The organism is Sanguibacter sp. Leaf3, assembly GCF_001425965.1.
In the GTDB taxonomy this organism is placed as follows: Bacteria; Actinomycetota; Actinomycetes; order Actinomycetales; family Cellulomonadaceae; genus Sanguibacter; species Sanguibacter inulinus.
This window is the reverse complement of sequence record NZ_LMRH01000002.1, coordinates 693,653-711,851: the sequence shown is the minus strand read 5'-3', so window position 1 is coordinate 711,851 and position 18,199 is coordinate 693,653. Positions and strand designations below refer to the sequence as shown.

Here is an 18,199-nt window from a genome sequence, read left to right as displayed (position 1 = left end):
CCTCAGCCCTCGCTCGTCGCCGGGACGACCGCGGCGAGCGCCTGCCGGCGCACCGTCGCGATCCGCTGGCCGACGGTCACCAGGCTCGCGAGGGCGAGCACGACGAGCGCGACCACGAGCACGCCGACGGGGGCACCGAGACCCACGATCCCGGCGCACACGAGCGAGACCACGAGGCGCTCGGCGCGCTCGGCGATGCCGACGTTCGCGGTCATGCCCAGGCCCTCAGCACGCGCCCGCGCATAGGAGACCATCGATCCGATGACGAGGCAGGCGATCGCGGCGGTCGCGCCCCAGGCGCGGGTCGGACCCTCGTGGTGGAGCAAGAAGTACGCGGCGAGGCCGCAGAAGATCGCGGCGTCGGCGAGCCTGTCGAGCGTCGAGTCGAGGAAGGCACCCCAGCTGCCCGAGCGTCCCGCGAGACGCGCCATGGTCCCGTCGAGGGAGTCGAGGAAGGCGAAGAGCCCGATGATGATCGCCCCGGCCACGAGGTGGTCGGTCGGGAAGGCCCAGAGCGCCGTGACGAGCACGCCGAGGGTCCCGAAGACCGTCACGGCGTCGGGTGAGACCTTCGCGGCCAGCAGCGCCTTGGCGAGGGGGTGGAAGAGACGCCCCATGAGGCCTCTCAGACGGCTCAGCACGGATCGTCCTCCGTCGATGTGGTGGGCGCTGCGTGCGCACCCGGCCAGGCGGCCGCGAAGAGCTCGCGGGTCTGGGACAAGAGCTGGGGCAGCGCCTTGGTCCGCCCGACGACGGGCAAGAAGTTGGCGTCGCCGGCCCACCGGGGCACCACGTGCTGGTGCAGGTGGGCTGCGATCCCGGCACCGGCCACGGCACCCTGGTTCATGCCCAGGTTGAAGCCGTGCGGCGCCGAGACCGCCCGGACGACCGTCATGGCCGTCCGGGTGAGCTCGGCGACCTCGACGACCTCGTCGGTCGTGAGGTCGGTGTAGTCCGCGACGTGCCTGTACGGGCACACGAGCAGGTGACCGGCGTTGTACGGGTAGAGGTTGAGCACGACGTAGGCGTGCTCGCCGCGCGCGACGACCAGCCCGTCTTCGTCGCTGCGCGAGGGGACTGCGCAGAAGGGGCACTCCCCCGGCGTGGCGTCGGCCGGCTTGTCCTGCCCACCGATGTAGACCATCCGGTGCGGGGTCCAGAGCCGCTCGAGACCGTCGGGCTCACCCGGGTGGTCGGTCGCCTGCTCGCTCACACCTGGACCCGGTCCCGCACGGCAGCGAGCACACGCTCGATCGCCTCGGCGACGGGGATGCCGTTCTCCTGGCGACCGTCACGGTAGCGGAAGGAGACGGCCCCGGCCTCGACGTCCTCGCCACCCGCGATGAGCACGAAGGGGATCTTCTGCGTGCTGGCGGTGCGGATCTTCTTGGCGAACCTGTCGCTGCTGTCGTCGAGGTCGGCGCGGATGCCGGCCTTGCGCAGCTGCGCGACGACGTCGGCGAGGTAGTCGTTGAAGGGCTCGGCGACGGGGACCGCGAGGACCTGGACCGGGGCGAGCCAGGCCGGGAAGGCACCTGCGTAGTGCTCGGTGAGCACGGCGAAGAACCGCTCGATCGAGCCGAAGAGAGCGCGGTGGATCATCACCGGGCGCTGACGGGTGCCGTCCGCGGCGGCGAACTCGAGGTCGAACTTCTCGGGGAGGTTGAAGTCGAGCTGGATGGTCGACATCTGCCACGTACGGCCGATCGCGTCCTTGGCCTGGACCGAGATCTTCGGGCCGTAGAAGGCTGCGCCGCCCGGGTCGGGCACGAGGTCGAGACCCGAGGCGATCGCGACCTCTTCGAGGGTGCGGGTCGCCTCCTCCCACGCGTCGTCCGTGCCGACGGACTTCTCGGGGTCACGGGTCGACAGCTCGAGGTAGAAGTCGTCGAGGCCGTAGTCCTTGAGCAGGCCGAGGACGAAGTTGAGCGAGGTGGTGAGCTCGTCCTTCATCTGCTCGCGGGTGCAGTAGATGTGCGCGTCGTCCTGGGTGAAGCCACGGCCACGGGCCAGGCCGTGCACGACGCCGGACTTCTCGTAGCGGTACACCGTGCCGAACTCGAAGAGGCGCAGCGGCAGCTCGCGGTAGGAGCGTCCGCGCGAGGCGAAGATGAGGTTGTGCATCGGGCAGTTCATGGGCTTGAGGTAGTAGTTCTGCCCGGCCTTGCGCACGGTGCCGTCGGCGTCGAGCTCTTCGTCGAGGTGCATGGGCGGGTACATGCCGTCGGCGTACCAGTCCAGGTGCCCGGACGTGAGGAACAGCTGCTCCTTGGTGATGTGCGGGGTGTTGACGAAGGAGTAGCCCTCTTCGACGTGCCGCTTGCGCGAGTACTGCTCCATCTCGGAGCGGATGATGCCGCCCTTGGGGTGGAACACCGCGAGTCCGGAGCCGATCTCGTCGGGGAAGGAGAAGAGGTCGAGCTCGGTCCCCAGGCGGCGGTGGTCGCGGCGCTCGGCCTCGGCGAGGCGCTCGAGGTGCGCCTTGAGCTCGTCCTTGGTGGGCCACGCGGTGCCGTAGACACGCTGGAGCTGCGGGTTCTTCTCGCTGCCGCGCCAGTAGGCGGCGGCCGAGCGCATGAGCTGGAAGCCGTTGCCGATCAGGCGGGTGCTCGGCAGGTGCGGGCCGCGGCAGAGGTCCTCCCACGCGACGTCACCGTTGCGCTTGACGTTCTGGTAGATGCTCAGCTCGCCGGCGCCGACCTCGACCGAGGCGCCCTCGGCCGCGGTGTCGCTCGAGCCCTTGAGGCTCACGAGCTCGATCTTGTAGGGCTCGTCGGCGAGGTCGACGAGCGCCTCTGCCTCGGTGACCACGCGGCGCCGGAAGGTCTGGCCCTCCTTGACGATCCGCATCATGGCCTTCTCGAGGGCCTTGAGGTCCTCCGGGGTGAAGGGCTCGGCGACGTCGAAGTCGTAGTAGAAGCCGTCCTTGATGGGCGGGCCGATGCCGAGCTTCGCGGTCGGGTTGACCTGCTGGACCGCCTGAGCCAGCACGTGCGCTGCCGAGTGGCGCAGCACGTCGAGGCCGTCGGGCGAGTCGATGGTCACCGACTCGACGACGTCACCGTGGGCGAAGGTGCTCGCGAGGTCCTTGAGCTGGCCGCCCACGCGCACCACGACGACGTCCTTGCGGTCCGCGAAGAGCTCGGTGCCGGTGGTCGTGGTGGTCACGGTCGTCTGCGTGCCGTCGAGGGTGATGGTGACGTCGGGGGGCAGCACTGACGACTCAGGCACGGTGGTCTTCTCCTAGGACGATCGAGGGGCGCCCTCGTCCGAAGGCGCCCCTCGATGGTACCGACACCTGTGCGGCCCGTGGGGCAGGCTGCCCAGCCGCGTCGTCACCCGCCCGCGTCGTCGCGGACCAGGTGGGACGCCGGGTCGGGTCTGAGCCCGCGCACCCTGAGGTGCTGGCGACCAGGTGGTGTCAGTCGTTGGCCTTCTTGGCCTTCTCTGCCAGCTGGTCCACCTTGGCGTCGACGGAGTCCGGCGCGACAGACTTGATCGCGTCGGCCACCGAGTCGATCTTGTCGTCGGTGAGGAACTCTTTCGCCTTGCCCGCGAACTCTCCGAGCCCGCCCTTGCCCTGCTCGCTCATGTCCTGCTCCCTCGCTGCTGGTGAGCACCGGCGGACGCCGGGTCTAGGACCGAACCTAACCCCGTGACGGAGGTCACGCAGCCGGGAGCACGTCGACGGCGTGCAGCCACGACAGGACGGTGTCGGCCTCGAGGTCGTCGACCGTCGCGATCTTGGTCGATGCCATCTGGGCCGAGCCGGCCGCGGCCAGACGGCCCGTGGGGTCCTCGATCCGCTGCCCCTGCCAGAGCATGAGGGTGACGTAGGAGCTGTAGGCCTTGAAGCCGGCGACGGGGGTCTTGCCGTCCATCCACACGGGATGCCCGTGCCACATGACTCCTTCACGCCCGACGAGGCCGGAGTCGAGGATCTCGACGAGACGTCCGCCGACCTCCCTCAACGGCTCGGCGAGCCCAGCGACGTAGGTGGAGACGGGGATCGATGCCATGGCGGTCCTGCCCTTCGGTCGGAGCCTCGACGCCCGGAGGCTCATGACCAGCAGCATCGCACCGGGGCCTGCGTCGCGCCCGTCGGGGACAGACCGCGGCTCTCCCCGGGACTTTCGTCCTGGTTGCGGCCGATCAACGGAGAAGGTGACATGTGTCCGCAGTCAGGTGCAGCATGGAGGCATGATCCCGGTCTACTACTACTCGAGCGCGTCAGGGACGGTGCGGCTGTTCGCCGAGCGCCTCGGGCGGCCCGCGTACCCCCTCAGCGAGCGTGGTGTCCGACGGTCCGTCCCCGACGGGCCCTGGGTCCTCGTGACGCCCTCGTACAAGACCGGCAACCCGCAGAACGACACGATCCCCGAACCCGTCCGACGGTTCTTGTCGGACCCGCAGACACGGCGGCTGATGGTCGGGGTCATGGGGTCGGGCAACCGGAACTTCGGAGAGCACTACCAGGCCGCGTGCCGCCAGATCGCCGCCGCCTCGGGGCGACCCGTCCTGTTCGAGTTCGAGCTGCAGGGCACGCAGTGGGACGTGGCCGAGGCGCAGCAGATCCTCGCCGACCTCGACACGGCGATCGAGGCACACGGGGTCGGTCAGGCTCGGGAACCGCAGGGGACGCGACAGGTCCGACCGAGCGAGCGAATGAGCGACTGAGCGACTGAGCGACTGAGCGACTGAGCGACTGAGCGAGGAGATGATGACCGTCCTCACCCCAGCCCGGCCACCGCTCCCCCGGTGCTGACAGCACTCGCAGCGCTCCCGATGCGCCCGATGAGCTGACCCGCAGCGACCACGACCAGTGCCCCGGCGTAGAGGCTCAGGACAGCGGTCAGCGCCTGCTCGCGCGCCGACCCCGTCCGCCCGAGGACAGGCAGCGCGACATAGCCGTTGGCCAACCAGATCCGCCGGAGCACCGGAGCCTTGCGGAGCCTGCGCGGCGGCTTGACCAGGAAGGGCCACAGCAGCGGCAACCCGCCCGTGGTGATCAGGTCCCCGACCAGGTGCACGACGAAGCCCACCAGCACGGCCTGCGGCAACCACTCGAGCTGCTCGGGCGCCCAGGCGAGCACGGCCACGGTGACGAGAGCCGCCCCCGCCCAGAGGTTGACCACACCGGACCTCCCGAGGTCGAGGGCCTTGTTGGCGAAGGCGACGAGCGCGAGCAGCACGAGCGCCGAGCCGAGCGGGATGGTCCCCAGCAGCGGGACCGTAGCCGTGAGCCGGTCCGCGAATCCCGTGAGCAGAGCCGCGCCCACGGCCGCGAGCGCCGTGTGGAGCCCGTGGCGGTGACCGCCCGAGGCTGCCCCCGCCGCGCCGGCGAGGCCGCGGGTGAGGAAACCACCGGAGCGGGCGATGGTCGCGGAGTGGTGGTCGGCGTCGGGCAGCAGGGCTGCGCCGGCGGTGACGAGGGCTCCGAGGATCACGCCCTGGGGTTCGAGGGGGTGGGTACCGAGCGCGATGGGCGCTGTCGAGGTGAGCGCGACCCAGGCCGCTGCGCCGGAGACGGCGTGGCTGGCCCCCATCATCGGGCGGCGCTCCGGGCTGTGTGCTCGGAGGGGACGAGGGCCGCTGTGGGCGGGGGGTTCACGGTGGGGTCTCCTCGGATTCTTCGGGGTGGGGCCACGGGTGCGTCGCCGCTGGTGGTGGGCCTGCGGCTGGGCTTCGGGCCTGTCCGGACGCTGCGACCTGTGTGGTCGAGGTGCCGAGATTATCACCCGTCCGAACAGGTGTTCGACAGAGGTCTTCACCCGGTCCGTGGCGAGACCGTGCGAGACCATGGGGAGATGTACAGCGAACGTCCGGCACAGCTCCGCGGCGCTGCCCTGTGGCAGGTCACGGCTGGCTCGCCCGGTCCTGCTGGCGCGCTGGAGGACCGCTCGGGACCTGCGGACCTGGGCCCCGCGGCCTCGTCCGCGAGCGCTGACCAGACACCCTTGGCAGCGCGTGAGGCCACGCCCACGTTTGCGGCATCGGCATCGGCATCGGCATCGGCATCGGCATCAGCATCGGCATCGGCATCGGCATCGGCATCAGCATCGGCATCGGCATCGGCATCAGCATCAGCATCGGCATCAGCCTCGGGGTCGGCGTCGGCCGAGCTGGTGCTCCCTGACGCGTGCATGGACATCGTGTGGACGGGTGGGCGGCTCGTCGTAGCCGGCCCGGACACACGGGCGCACAGCGTCGAGATGCGGGCCGGCGAGGTGGCGGCTGGGCTCCGTCTCGCCCCGGGGACGGCCCCGGCACTGCTGGGGGTGGTGGCCCACGAGCTGCGCGACCAGCGGGTCCCGCTCGACGAGGTGTGGTCGGCGCGGGCGTCCAGGGGCGTCGCCGAGGCTGTCGAGCGGGCTGCGCCTCGCGGTCCTGGTGCTGTGGCGGCGGCGATCGAGGGCACCCTCCTGGGTCTGTCTCCGCTGCGGCAGGGCGTGAGCGGGCAGGTGATGCTGACGATGTCGGCCCGCGGCGCCGAGGTCACCGAGATCGCCCGGGAGACGGGTTGGTCAGAGCGTCAGCTGCGTCGGCACAGCCACGAGCTCTTCGGCTACGGGTTGGCGACGTTGCGCAGGGTGCTGAGGCTGCAGGCTGCGGTGCGGCTCGCCGGGACCGAGACCTCGCTGGCTGCTGTGGCGGGCGGGGCGGGCTACAGCGACCAGGCGCACCTAGCCCGGGACGTCCGCGCCCTGACGGGGACCACGCCCACGGCGTTGTTCGCTGGCCGTCTGGCAGCCGGGTAGGACCTTCCACGATTCGCCGGTCCCCCGTCCCCCGCTCGTGCGTCCCCTGTGGGCCACGAGCCGGGGGACGCACAGCGTGGTCAGCTCGAACGGTGGGCTCACCCGAGCGGTGCGGTCAGCCCCGCAGCGGGGTCACCCGAGGGGCGCGAAGAGGTCGACGGGGGTCCCGTCGGGGTCGAGGACCGTGGCGTAGCGCTGTCCCCAGAACGCGTCCCAGGGCTCGTGGTGGACCGTGGCCCCGGCGGCCTCGAGCGCGTGGGTCACGGAGTCGACCTCGGCGGGTGAGTCGCACAGGAAGGCGAGCGCGCTGCGGTGCCCTCCTGTGGGCGGTGTCCATGACGGGTCGAAGCTGTGGATGGTCTCGACGGTGTCCCAGGCGAGGCGCAGTCCCGAGTCCAGGGTGATCTCGACGTGGGGCTCGGTGTCTGCGTCGGCGGGGATGTCGAGGCCGAGGCGGCGGTAGAAGGCGAGGGTGGCGGGCATGTCGGTCGTCACGAGGCCGACCATGTCGAGTCGAAGTGTCATGCCCCCAGGCTAGGCGCGCCGCTCCCCCGTCGTCTTGGACAGAACGGCCGTCGTCGGTCTGTCCCCCTCCGGTCCCGTGGGCCGGGACCCGGACGTCCGTCGGGCTCAGATCTGCAAGGCGGCCCTGTCACTGCGGACACGGGCTCCGACGAGACGCTGCCGCGCGCGCCAGGGGTGAGATGGGACGATGGGGCGCGTGAGCCCGTCCTGCACCTGTCCTGCGCCGTCGTCCCTCCTCTCCCAGAGGCTGGTCACCACGTGGGTCCGGTGAGGCGGGTCGTCGCACGCGTCGACTGGTTCGTCGTCTCGTTGCTGCTCGCAGTCGTCGTCGCGTCGTTCTTCCCGGTGCGCGGGCAGGCGGCCGAGGGGCTCGAGGTGGCTGTGGTGGTCGCCGTCGGGTGGTTGTTCTTCCTCTACGGGGTGCGGCTGCCGACCAAGGAGGCTGTCGACGCGCTCCGCGACTGGCGCCTGCACGGGTCTGTGCTCGCGGTGACCTTCATAGTCTTCCCGCTGCTGGGTCTGGCGGTCCAGCTGGTGCCGTCCTCGGTCGTCCCGCACGACCTCAAGCTCGGTCTGCTGTTCCTCACGCTCTTGCCCTCGACCGTGCAGTCCTCGATCGCCTTCACGTCGATCGCCCGTGGCAACGTCGCCGGAGCCGTGGTCGCCGCGTCCTTCTCGAACCTCGCAGGGGTGGTGCTCACCCCGCTGCTGGTCGCCGGGCTCCTGGGTGGGGCTGTCGGGTTCTCGGTCGACTCGATCGGAACGATCGGGCTGCAGCTCTTGGCACCCTTCGTCGCCGGTCAGCTGCTGCGGCGCTGGATCGCCCCGTGGGTGCTGGCGCACAAGCGGCTCACGACCCTGACCGACCGCGGGTCTGTCCTGCTCGTCGTGTACTCGGCGTTCAGCCACGGCGTGGTCGACGGCATCTGGACGACAGTCGACGTCGGGTCCGTCGTGGCTGTCGTGGTCCTGTGCTGCGTGGTCCTGGCGGTCGTGCTGACCTTCACCAGCGTCCTGGGCAAGAAGCTGGGCTTCAGCCGCGCGGACCGGGTGGTGCTGCTCATGTGCGGGTCGAAGAAGTCCCTCGCGAGCGGGGTCCCGATGGCCACGGTCCTGCTGCCCGCCGCGAGCGTGGGGATCATGGTCCTGCCGCTGATGATCTTCCACCAGATCCAGCTGATCGTCTGCGCGGTCATCGCCCGGCGCATGGGCGACGCCGCAGAGCCGGAGCCCGCGCGCACCTGAGGCCTGGCCGGAGCCAGACCTCAGGTGCGCGGGATGCCGACGGGTCGCTGGACGGCTCAGGCCTGTCGAGCCTGCGCGCTGTCTCGTGCGGCCTTGGCGAGGATGTTGCGGGCCATCGACGGGAAGATCAGCCCGTGGAAGGGCCACACGCCCCACCAGTACAGCTTGCCGAACAGGCCTCGGGGGAAGTAGATCGCCCGCTGGCGGTAGCGGGTGCCGTCGCCGTCGGGCTCGGCGGTGAGCTCGAGCCACGCCTCGCCGGGAACCAGCATCTCCGCGCGCAGACGTAGCTGGCGTCCGGGCTCGATGTGCTCGACGCGCCACCAGTCGACGGCGTCGCCGACGACGAGGGTCTTGGGGTTGCGGCGCCCGCGGTTGTGGCCCGCCCCGCCGAGGACCTTGTCGGCCAGGCCGCGGATCACCCACGCGGCCGGCAGGGAGTACCAGCCGTTCTCGGCGCCGATGCCCTCGATGACCGACCACACAGCCTCGGGCGGGGCCTCGCCCGTGCGCGACCTGTCGTCGACGTACACGGTGCGACCGGCCCAGTCGGGGTCGCTCGGCAGGGGCTCGTAGGGCTTGCCCGAGGAGGCCCCGGTCCAGGACGTCTCGACCTCGCCGTTCTCGATCCTGCTGAGCGCGAGGCGCACGGCGTGCCTGTACCCCGTCAGCCCGGCCGCGGGGGGCGCGATGACGTCGTCGACGTCGTGCTCCTGCGCGACGGCGTCGTGCTGGAGCGACTGGACGAGCGGCACGGCCATCGAGTGCGGGATGGGCGTGACGAGCGCGACCCACCACCCGGCGAGCATCGGGGCCGGGATGGGCAGGGCGTAGATGCGGCGGTGCGGGAGACCCGCCTCGTAGCCGTAGCCGTACATCAGGGCCGCGTAGGTCAGGACGTCGCGGGACCCGATGTCGAAGGTGCGGTTGACGTCGGCGTCGACCAGCGGTGCGTGCACCAGGTAGTGCAGGACGTCGCGGATCGCGATCGGCTCGATCTTGTTCTGCACCCAGCTCGGGGCAGGCATCAGCGGGACGTTCTCCGTGAGGTGACGGATCATCTCGAAGGACGCCGAGCCCGAGCCGATGACGACCCCGGCCTGGAACACGATCGCGGGGACCGGGCTGTCGAGGAAGACCTTGCCCACGGCCGTCCGCGAGCGCATGTGCGTCGACAGCTCGACGCCCTCGGGGTGCAGTCCGCCGAGGTAGACCAGGCGGGAGACCCCGGAGCGTTCTGCGGCGTCGGCGACGAGCTGGGCGGTGTCGCGCTCCTGCTCTTCGAAGTCTGAGCCTGAACCCATCGAGTGCACGAGGTAGAAGACCGTGTGGACGTCCTGGCAGGCCTTCTCGGTGTCCTCGGGCGAGCTGAGGTCGCCCTCGACGATCTCGACCTGGTCGTGCCACGGGACGCCTTCGAGCTTGGCGGGGGTGCGGACCAGGACCCTGACGGCAAATCCTTGTGCGAGGAGGCGTGGGACGAGGCGGCCGCCGATGTATCCGGTCGCGCCCGTCACGAGGACGAGGGTGGGTGAGGTCATCTCCTGATGGTAGGTACGGGTCAGCGTCCTCGCGCGGGCTAGGAGTCGTCGTCTGCGGGGCCGGTCTCGTCGCTGTGGCGTCCTTGGCGCTGGGCCTCGAGGCGGATGGCGCGGCCCTCGGCGACGTCGTCGGCCATCTTGGTGGCGCGCTTCTCGATCCCGCGGGTGTCGCGCGGGGGCAGCTGGAGGGTGCCCTCGGCCGGCAGGCCGGACTGGAGCTCGCGGCCGCGCTCGAGCTCGGAGTCGATCTCGGCGCCGAAGAGCAGCGCGAGGTTGGTGATCCACAGCCACAGGAGGAAGACGATGACCGTCCCCAGGGTGCCGTAGGTCGAGCCGTAGGACCCGAGGGTCGCGACGTAGACGCCGAAGCCTGCCGAGGCGATCGCCCAGACGAGGATCGCGACGCCGGCGCCGACGCTGAGCCACCGGAACTTCGGCTGCTTGACGTTCGGCGTGGAGTGGTAGAGGAGCGCGACCATGACGATCACGACGAGCAGGACGACGGGCCACTTCGCGATGCTCCACACCGTGAGGGCGGCGCCACCCAGCCCGATCGTGTCGCCCACGGCCTGCGCGATCCCGCCGGACAGGACGAGCGCGACGACCACCAGGGCCGCGCCGACGGCGACGGCGAGGGTGATGAGGAGGTTGACGGGGCGCAGCTTCCAGATCGGGCGCCCCTCCTCGACCTCGTAGACGCGGTTGAGTGCCCGGCCGAAGGCCCCGACGTACCCGGAGGCCGACCAGAGGGCACCGGCCAGACCGACGACCAGGGCGAGGCCTGCGCCCGAAGACTGGCTCGCGACCTGGTCGATGAGGGGTTCGACCGTGGCGAGGGTCTCCTCGGGCAGGACGGAGGAGACGATGCCCAGCACGTCGTCGACGAGCTGTCCGCCGTCGCCGACGAGTCCCAGGATCGAGACGAGGGCGAGCAGCGCGGGGGCTGAGGCCAGGACCGCGTAGTACGTCAGGGCTGCGGCGAGGTCGAGGCACTGGTCGCGTGTGAACTGGCGCAGGCTCGTGCGGAGCACCAGCTTCCAGGACCTCTTGGTGAGGTCGGTAGGCGAGTCGGGGTGCGTCGCTCCGGCCGAGCCGGCCGGGCCTGACGGCTCGTCGGTCGACCTGCTCGCACCGGCTGGGTCGGTGCCTGTCGAGCCGGTCTGGTGCGGGTGGCTGTCCCCGGTGGCAGGCATGGGTCCTCCGTCGTGTCGCTGTCTCGGTGTCGCTGTGCCGGTGCGCGCCGACGTCGTGCGCGGGCCGCGGGCCTGATCCGACCCTAGGGACTCCCCGGGTCGGCACAACACGAAGGGCTGTGGACATCCGCCGTGCTGGCGGTTGTCCACAGCCCTCGAGCGCCTTCGGGCGCGCAGGCGACCCGTGCTGTCAGCGAGCGGTGAGCGCCGCGTCGACCTCGCGCAGGAAGTCGTCGAGGTCGTCCGGGGTGCGGGAGGTCACCAGGGTCCAGCCGTCGGTCGTGTCGGCGACCACGGACTGGTCCTGCCACGTGCCGCCGGCGTTACGGACGTCGGTCTGCAGGGACGGGTACGACGTGAGGGTCTTGCCCGAGGCGAGCCCGGCCTCGACGACGAGCCACGGTCCGTGGCAGATCGCGGCGACGGGACGCCCGGAGCGGGCGAAGGTGGTCACGGCGGCGACGGCCTTCTCCTCCAGGCGCAGGCTGTCCGCGTTGAGCGTCCCCCCGGGCACCAGGAGCAGGTCGTAGGAGTCGAGGTCGACGTCAGCGAGCGCGAGGTCGACCTCGACGGAGCGGCCGGGGTCCTTGTCGCCGACGAGGGTCTGGACGGTGTCCTTGCTCGGGGCGGCGACGTCGACGTGGGCTCCTGCGGAGCGCAGGTGCTCGAGGGGGACGACGAGCTCGTCCTGCTCGACGCCGTAGGTGGTGACGACGGCGAGGACGCGGCGGCCGGTGAGGTCGGTGGTCATGGTGGTGCTCCTCTCGGTGGCGGCGCGGGGCCGGCAGGGGTGGTGCTGGGTGTCCTTCGACCCTAGGCCGATCTGACGGGGTCACAACCTGGGCACTGGTGACGACCACCACGCCGACGAGGCGCAGGGCTGGCGCGAGGCTGGTTCGCCGCTCGGGCGCCCTCCCCCAGGTGCTCGCCCCTCGTGCGAAGATCGCGACCATGAGCGACCTGGGCCCCGAGGCCGACGGCACCGCAGGTGCAGCAGACCACCCCACCCGTAGCGCCGCCCCCGCGCGCACCCCAGGCACGTGGGGGCTGCGGGCCGACCTGCTGCGCCACGGAGCCGGGCACAGCTCGGACAAGGTCGGCTACGTCGAGCTGTTCTTCGACCTCGTCTTCGTCTTCGCCGTCACCCAGCTCTCCCACTCGCTCATCGCACACCCTGACGTGGAGACCCTGCTGCACACGCTGATCCTCGGCGCGGCAGTCTGGTACCTGTGGATCGACACCACGTGGGTGACCAACTGGCTGGACCCTGACCGTCTGCCGGTCCGCACGATGCTCATCGTCCTCATGGCGCTCGGGCTGGTGATGTCCAGCGCGATCCCGGAGGCCTTCGACTCCAAGGCGCTGCTCTTCGCCGTCCCGTACGTGACCATCCAGGTCGGGCGGTCGGTGTTCGCGGCGCTGGCGCTCAACCGGAGCTGGTCGGAGAACGGTGCCGGGTTCCTGCGCATCACTGCGTGGGTGTCGGTCTCCGGGATCTTGTGGATCACCGGGGCGCTGGTCGACGACGGCCTGCGCCTGACGCTGTGGGGTGCGGCTGTGCTCATCGACTACGCGGGACCGCGCGCGATGTTCGCCGTGCCGTTCTTCGGCCGCACCGACCCGCGCACCTGGACCGTCCGCGCGGACCACATGGCCGAGCGGGTCAGCCTGTTCGTCATCATCAGCCTCGGTGAGTCGATCATCATCACCGGGACGGCCTTCGCCGAGCTCGAGGTCACGGCGGTGACCCTGCTGTCCTTCGGGGCGGCCTTCGCCAGCACGGTCCTCATGTGGTTGCTGTACTTCGACAGGTCCGAGCGGCGCGCGACGGAGTTCTTCGCGCGTGCTGACTCGACCACGGGGATGGTCGCGCAGACGGCGTACACCTACGTGCCGTTGCTCCTGGTCCTCGGGATCGTGCTCACGGCCGTCGCCGACGAGCTCGTGCTGCTGGCCCCGACGGGTGGTGCCGGTGGCGCGGAGCACGCCGGGGGCGTGGCCGCAGGGGCGCTCGACCACGCCGGGACTGTCGCGGGCAGCGCCGCGACGCACGGGAGCGACCCGTGGACGGCCGGCCTGGTGTGCGGGGCAGCCGCCGTGTACCTGCTCGGCAACCTGCTGTTCCGCAGGTCGACGGGCGGACGCTGGTCGCTCCCCCACCTGGTCGGCATCGTCGCCGTCGCCGCGCTGTTCGCGGCGCACCCCTGGGCAGCGCCTCTCACGCTCAACTGGGTGTCGAACGCCGTGCTGCTCGCGGTGATCGTCGGCGACGTGGTCGTCTCCAGGCGCGAGCCTGCGCAGGAGCGGGCGTAGCGCCGACGGCTGGTCGAAGCAGACGAGCGGCGCCAGACCTCGTCGGTCTAGCGCCGGTCACGACATCCTCCGTCGCGGCATCCACCATCGTGCCGTCCCCGAGGCCAGCCTCGTGCTCAGGTCCTCGTCGCCTGCATCGGCGGGCTGGCAAGCCCCTCCATAGACGCCAGACCGTGCAGCAGGTCTTCGAGGGTGTCCGCAGCACTGTGCTGCGGCTCCCACCCGAGGAGGCTGCGCGCCCGGTCTGTGCTCATGAGCGGTGCGCCCATCGCCATGTCCAGCCACCCGGGGTCTGTGGGGATCAGGCGCAGGTCGTAGGCGATCGAGACGAGCCTGCGCAGCAGGGCCGGGGGCACCCCGACCGACCTGCCGTGGTCGAGGATGCTCGCGAGCTCGTCGGCCCGCAGCACCTGGTCGTGCGCGATGTTGAAGGCACCCCGCGCGGCGTCGCGGTGCAGGACCGCCGCGAGGTAGGCACGGCCCACGTCGTCGGCGTGGACCACCTGCAGACGCAGGCCCGTCGGCAGCGGGACGACCGGCAGCACCCCGGGTCGCAAGACTGACCGGGGCACGAGAGGACCGAGGAAGTACCGTGCGATCTCGGCCCCGGCGTCTGGCTGGAAGATCAGCGCGGGTCGCAGCCGCGTGACGACCATCTCCGGGTGGGCGGCCTCGACGTCGTCGAGCACCCGCTCCTGCGCTGCTTTGTCCACGCTGTAGTGCGACGTCGGGATGCCACCCGTGGACCACGACTCGTCGCGCGGGCTGTCGTCGTCGACAGGAGAGTACGCACCCACCGAGGACGCGACCACCAGGTGGGGCACCCCGGCCGCAGCGGCGGCGAGGGCCACGTGCCGGGTGCCCTCGACGTTGGTGCGCCGCAAGAGCTCGCGGTCCCGGTTCGGCTGGATCAGCCACGCCAGGTGCACCACGGCGTCAGCACCGGTGAAGACCTGCGCGAGGTCGTCGACGAGCACCCGTTCCCTGGAGCCGTCCCGCGTGAGGTCCTCGAGGGCGACATCGCGCTGGAACCACTCGACCCCGCGGAAAGGCTCGGCGTCGAGGTCGGGGCGCCGACGCGACACCCCGACGACCGACGTGACCTCGGGGGCTGCGTGCAGGGCGCGGAGCAGACCTGTCCCTGCGTTACCGCTCGCACCGACGACCACGACCCTCACGCGTGGCGTCCGGCGGGGGCGTCGTGGGGCTCGGCCGTCTGCGCCGTCTCACCGGCAGCGGTGCCCGGGAGCGTCGGGTCGAGAACCACCTTGATGCAGCCGTCCTCCTTCTTCTGGAAGGTCGAGTAGGCGGCGGGGGCGTCTTCGAGGGCGACCCTGTGGGTGCGCAGGTCCAGGACGCCGAGAGGGTCGGTGTCGTCCGAGACGAGCGGGAGGATCTGGTCGGTCCAGCGGTGGACGTTCGCCTGCCCCATCCGCAGCGTGACCTGCTTGTCGAACATCTCCATGAGGGGCATCGGGTCGATCGCGCCCCCGTACACGCCAGAGATCGACACGGTGCCGCCGCGGCGGACCGTCGAGATCGCCGTGTGCAGGGCAGCCAGCCTGTCGATCCCGGCCTTCTCGATCATCGGGCGGGCGAGCGCGTCGGGGAGCATCCCCGCGCCGATCTGCGCGGCCTTGCCGACCGGGGAGCCGTGCGCCTCCATCCCGACGGCGTCGATGACCGAGTCGGTCCCGCGACCGTGGGTGAGTGCCTTGACGGCCTCCGGGACCGAGTCGACCTCGCGCAGGTCGATCACGTCGATCCCGTGCCGGCGTGCCATGGCCAGACGCTCGGGGACGAGGTCGACCCCGATGACCTGCCCGGCCCCGCGGTGCCGGGCGATCCGCGCGGACATCTGGCCGATCGGACCGAGACCCAGGACCGTCACCGACCCGCCGTCGGGGACCTGCGCGTACTCCACGGCCTGCCAGGCGGTGGGCACCACGTCGGAGAGGTAGAGGTACTTCTCGTCAGGAGCACCGTCGTCGGGCACCTTGATCGGTCCGTAGTGGGCCTGCGGGACGCGCAGGTACTCGGCCTGACCGCCGGCGACCTGGCCGTAGAGCTTGGTGTAGCCGAGCAGCGCGGCACCCTTGTCCTGGGAGCGCACCTGGGTGGTCTCGCACTGGGACTGCAGGCCGCGCGTGCACATCCAGCAGCGCCCGCACGAGATGTTGAAGGGGACGACGACGCGATCCCCCGGGGCGATGTGCGTGACCTCGGGACCGACGGCCTCGACGATGCCCATCGGCTCGTGGCCGAGGATGTCACCGGGGTCGATGAAGGCGCCGAGGACGCTGTAGAGGTGGAGGTCAGACCCGCAGATGGCGGTCGAGGTGACCCGGATGACGGCGTCGGTCGCCTCGACGATGGTGGGGTCGGGGACGGTCTCGACGCTGACGTTCTCGCGTCCCTGCCAGGTGAGTGCGCGCACTGTGTGCTCCTCGGGTGATCCAGACGGCCCGGTGGTCCGGGTGGTGCAGCGGATAGGTACGGCGAGGCCCCCGTGCCCGTGCGTCCAGCACGGGCCCGGGGGCCTGAGGTGTCACGGGGCGGGCGTGCCGCCGTTGACGTTGAGCGTCTCGCCGAGCACGTAGCTCGACTCGGGCGAGGCGAGGAACACGTACGCGGGGGCGAGCTCGGTCGGCTGACCGGCACGGCCCAGGGGCGTCTGCTGCCCGAACTCGGGGAGCGCGTCGGCCGGCTGGCCGCCTGTCGGCTGGAGCGGCGTCCAGATCGGCCCGGGGGCGACAGCGTTGACACGGATGCCCTTCGGGGCGAGCTGCTGGGCCAGTCCCTTGGTGAAGTTGTTGATCGCAGCCTTCGTCGACGCGTAGTCGATGAGGTTCGGCGAGGGGTTGTACGCCTGGATCGACGTCGTGTTGATGATCGCCGACCCCGCGGGCAGCACCTTGGCGGCGTCACGCGAGATGCGGATCATCGCCTCGATGTTGATCGTGAAGGTCTGGGTGATCTGCTCGTCCGTGAGGTCCTCGATCGACTCGACGGCCATCTGCTTGCCTGCGTTGTTGACGAGGATGTCCAGCCCGCCGAGGCCGTCGACGGCAGCCTGGACCAGGCCCGCGGTGTACTCGGGGTCCATGAGGTCCCCGGGCAGCGCGACAGCCGTGCGGCCCGCCTCTTCGATGATGCGGACGATGTTCTCGGCGTCGCTCTCCTCGACCGGCAGGTACGCGATCGCGACGTCGGCGCCCTCGCGGGCGAAGGCGATGGCGGTGGCCGCCCCGATGCCGGAGTCACCTCCGGTGATGAGTGCCTTGCGGCCCTCGAGACGACCCGTGCCGCGGTAGGAGTGCTCGCCGAGGTCTGCCTCCGGGGTGAGATCGGAGTCGAGACCCGGTTCCGGCTTCTTCTCGGCCGGCGGCTCGATGGCCTCGAACCTCGAGACCGGGTCCTGGAAGGTCAGCTGGTCGTTCGTGCCCGACGAGCGGGTGCTCGCAGAAGTCATGTGGATGGACCTCCAAGGTCGTGATGGGGTCTTCCCACTGTGCGGTCGGCAGGCCGCTCACGCATCCGGGAGGTCTGTGGACCACTACCGAGGTCGCGGCGCTCAGGTGCCTCGTCGCGTCCAGTCTCACGTCGAGGCGTCGCCCGGGCCCAGCACGAGACGTCCGTCGAGGAGGTCGGAGACCACAGCGGCGACAGTGGTGCCCTGGGCGTAGGCGTGCGCCCGGATCAGGGTGAGCGCGTCGTCCGGGCTCACCCGCAGCTGGGCGATCACCATGCCCGTGGCCTGGTGCACCCGCGCCCGCGCAGGCCAGCCGCTGAGCATCGTCGAGGACTCGTCGTCGACGTCGCGCAGCAACGCTCCCCCGATGATCGAGGCGACCACGAGGGCCTCGTCGTCCTCCCGCGTGAGCCTGGTCTCGGACGGCGTGTGGACGCTCAGCACACCGAGGACCGCCCCGGCCACGAGCATCGGGAAAGAGCTGACACGGAGCGGGCCGACAGCGGCCCGGAGCTCTTGCGCGAGCGAGGACGGCGCGTCAGGGGCGTCCCCCACGACGAGCGTCGCCGGTCTCGCCGTCCGCTGCGCCTCGACGCGCGGCCCGGCCCCGAGCACCTCCTGGAGAGACTCCACCCGTTCCGCGACACGGTCCGTCGTCGCCAGGACGAAGGGCGCGCCCGGGGTCGAGGTGAGCGTCACCGACCCTCCGCTCGCCCCGAGCAGGGTCGCCCCGGCGCTGCACAGCCGCAGCGCGAGCGGGTTCTCGGGCGGCAGGCGGGCGACGTACAGGGCGAGCTCCGCGAGCACGCTGACGTCGTTGACCATCTGCTGCTCCCTCGTGCTGGCGTACCTGTCGTGGACGGTCTGTGCGAGGCGTGCTGCGCGCCGGCTAGAGGTGGAGGACGACGACGGGCGCGGGTCTTGCCCGCACGCGGGCGTCCGGCTCCTGCAGGCGGCCCGAGCACCGTCTTGTGCGTCACACTACGCCTGAGCCTGGTCGCGGGTCTCCCAGCCCTGTGGACGACGGCCGGCGGTCGGCCACGAAGGAGCCGTCCCGCCCGACCTGGCCTGCTCTGGCCCCTCCTGTCGCACCTGCGTGCCCGCCCCGGGAACGCACGAGGCGCCCGACCAGCGAGACCCGGAGGGGGTGGG

Annotated in this window: 18 protein-coding genes; 4 read left to right on the top strand and 14 right to left on the bottom strand. The window is 71.1% G+C overall.

Annotated features, from left to right (window positions below; genetic code table 11):
• Positions 1 to 2 precede the first annotated feature (2 nt).
• From pgsA to ASG53_RS10595, 5 genes are all read right to left on the bottom strand, one after another.
• Positions 3 to 641 (bottom strand): phosphatidylinositol phosphate synthase, encoded by a 639-nt coding sequence (gene pgsA, locus ASG53_RS10610; RefSeq protein WP_056132516.1) that lies wholly within the window; start codon positions 639 to 641, stop codon positions 3 to 5.
• Complete coding sequence (locus tag ASG53_RS10605; RefSeq protein WP_056132513.1) at positions 635 to 1,213, bottom strand: HIT family protein; 579 nt, start codon at positions 1,211 to 1,213, stop codon at positions 635 to 637. The genes pgsA and ASG53_RS10605 overlap by 7 nt, the downstream gene beginning before the upstream one ends.
• The gene (gene thrS / locus ASG53_RS10600; protein ID WP_442983372.1) at positions 1,210 to 3,231 is read right to left on the bottom strand and encodes a threonine--tRNA ligase; all 2,022 of its coding nucleotides are present in this window, start codon (positions 3,229 to 3,231) and stop codon (positions 1,210 to 1,212) included. Before thrS ends, ASG53_RS10605 begins: the two co-directional genes overlap by 4 nt.
• A 190-nt stretch (positions 3,232 to 3,421) precedes the next feature.
• Positions 3,422 to 3,592 carry a hypothetical protein gene (locus tag ASG53_RS20125; RefSeq protein ID WP_179912991.1) on the bottom strand — a complete coding sequence of 57 codons (171 nt, stop codon included), beginning with the start codon at positions 3,590 to 3,592 and terminating at the stop codon, positions 3,422 to 3,424.
• A 73-nt stretch (positions 3,593 to 3,665) separates the two neighbouring features.
• Complete coding sequence (locus ASG53_RS10595; RefSeq protein WP_056132511.1) at positions 3,666 to 4,019, bottom strand: DUF1801 domain-containing protein; 354 nt, start codon at positions 4,017 to 4,019, stop codon at positions 3,666 to 3,668.
• 181 nt (positions 4,020 to 4,200) lie between these two features.
• On the opposite strand from ASG53_RS10595, the gene nrdI reads away from it, so the two are divergent.
• Positions 4,201 to 4,677, top strand: coding sequence for a class Ib ribonucleoside-diphosphate reductase assembly flavoprotein NrdI (nrdI, locus tag ASG53_RS10590; protein WP_082543972.1), 477 nt, complete (start codon positions 4,201 to 4,203; stop codon positions 4,675 to 4,677).
• 53 nt (positions 4,678 to 4,730) lie between these two features.
• Here nrdI and ASG53_RS10585 read toward each other — a convergent pair whose 3' ends face one another.
• A complete protein-coding gene (locus tag ASG53_RS10585; RefSeq protein ID WP_056132508.1) occupies positions 4,731 to 5,549 on the bottom strand; it encodes a metal-dependent hydrolase in 819 nt (272 codons plus the stop codon).
• 258 nt (positions 5,550 to 5,807) lie between these two features.
• Between ASG53_RS10585 and ASG53_RS20605 the strand changes: the two genes are divergently transcribed.
• Complete coding sequence (locus ASG53_RS20605; protein ID WP_327286729.1) at positions 5,808 to 6,758, top strand: helix-turn-helix domain-containing protein; 951 nt, start codon at positions 5,808 to 5,810, stop codon at positions 6,756 to 6,758.
• A 132-nt stretch (positions 6,759 to 6,890) separates the two neighbouring features.
• On the opposite strand, the gene ASG53_RS10575 is transcribed toward ASG53_RS20605, so the two are convergent.
• The gene (locus tag ASG53_RS10575; RefSeq protein ID WP_056132505.1) at positions 6,891 to 7,283 is read right to left on the bottom strand and encodes a VOC family protein; all 393 of its coding nucleotides are present in this window, start codon (positions 7,281 to 7,283) and stop codon (positions 6,891 to 6,893) included.
• A 267-nt stretch (positions 7,284 to 7,550) separates the two neighbouring features.
• On the opposite strand from ASG53_RS10575, the gene ASG53_RS10570 reads away from it, so the two are divergent.
• On the top strand, positions 7,551 to 8,528 hold the full coding sequence (locus tag ASG53_RS10570) for a bile acid:sodium symporter family protein (protein WP_056134092.1): 978 nt from the start codon (positions 7,551 to 7,553) through the stop codon (positions 8,526 to 8,528).
• A 56-nt stretch (positions 8,529 to 8,584) separates the two neighbouring features.
• On the opposite strand, the gene ASG53_RS10565 is transcribed toward ASG53_RS10570, so the two are convergent.
• The 3 genes from ASG53_RS10565 to ASG53_RS10555 form a co-directional block, all read right to left on the bottom strand.
• Positions 8,585 to 10,069, bottom strand: a complete 1,485-nt coding sequence (locus tag ASG53_RS10565; protein WP_056132502.1) for an SDR family oxidoreductase — start codon at positions 10,067 to 10,069, stop codon at positions 8,585 to 8,587.
• A 38-nt stretch (positions 10,070 to 10,107) separates the two neighbouring features.
• The gene (locus ASG53_RS10560) at positions 10,108 to 11,262 is read right to left on the bottom strand and encodes a YihY/virulence factor BrkB family protein (RefSeq protein WP_056132499.1); all 1,155 of its coding nucleotides are present in this window, start codon (positions 11,260 to 11,262) and stop codon (positions 10,108 to 10,110) included.
• Between the two features lie 190 nt (positions 11,263 to 11,452).
• Positions 11,453 to 12,013, bottom strand: coding sequence for a type 1 glutamine amidotransferase domain-containing protein (locus ASG53_RS10555; protein ID WP_056132497.1), 561 nt, complete (start codon positions 12,011 to 12,013; stop codon positions 11,453 to 11,455).
• A gap of 200 nt (positions 12,014 to 12,213) precedes the next feature.
• Here ASG53_RS10555 and ASG53_RS10550 point away from each other — a divergent pair, with 200 nt between their 5' ends.
• Entirely contained in the window at positions 12,214 to 13,575 is a 1,362-nt protein-coding gene (locus ASG53_RS10550; RefSeq protein WP_156382749.1) for a low temperature requirement protein A, read from the top strand.
• Between the two features lie 116 nt (positions 13,576 to 13,691).
• On the opposite strand, the gene ASG53_RS10545 is transcribed toward ASG53_RS10550, so the two are convergent.
• The 4 genes from ASG53_RS10545 to ASG53_RS10530 all read right to left on the bottom strand — a co-directional run bounded on the left by ASG53_RS10545 (position 13,692) and on the right by ASG53_RS10530 (position 17,872).
• The gene (locus ASG53_RS10545; protein ID WP_056132491.1) at positions 13,692 to 14,753 is read right to left on the bottom strand and encodes an NAD-dependent epimerase/dehydratase family protein; all 1,062 of its coding nucleotides are present in this window, start codon (positions 14,751 to 14,753) and stop codon (positions 13,692 to 13,694) included.
• A complete protein-coding gene (locus ASG53_RS10540; protein WP_056132489.1) occupies positions 14,750 to 16,012 on the bottom strand; it encodes a zinc-dependent alcohol dehydrogenase in 1,263 nt (420 codons plus the stop codon). The genes ASG53_RS10545 and ASG53_RS10540 overlap by 4 nt, the downstream gene beginning before the upstream one ends.
• A 111-nt stretch (positions 16,013 to 16,123) precedes the next feature.
• Complete coding sequence (locus ASG53_RS10535; RefSeq protein WP_056132485.1) at positions 16,124 to 17,047, bottom strand: SDR family oxidoreductase; 924 nt, start codon at positions 17,045 to 17,047, stop codon at positions 16,124 to 16,126.
• 126 nt (positions 17,048 to 17,173) lie between these two features.
• A complete protein-coding gene (locus ASG53_RS10530; protein ID WP_056132483.1) occupies positions 17,174 to 17,872 on the bottom strand; it encodes a GAF and ANTAR domain-containing protein in 699 nt (232 codons plus the stop codon).
• Positions 17,873 to 18,199 lie beyond the last annotated feature (327 nt).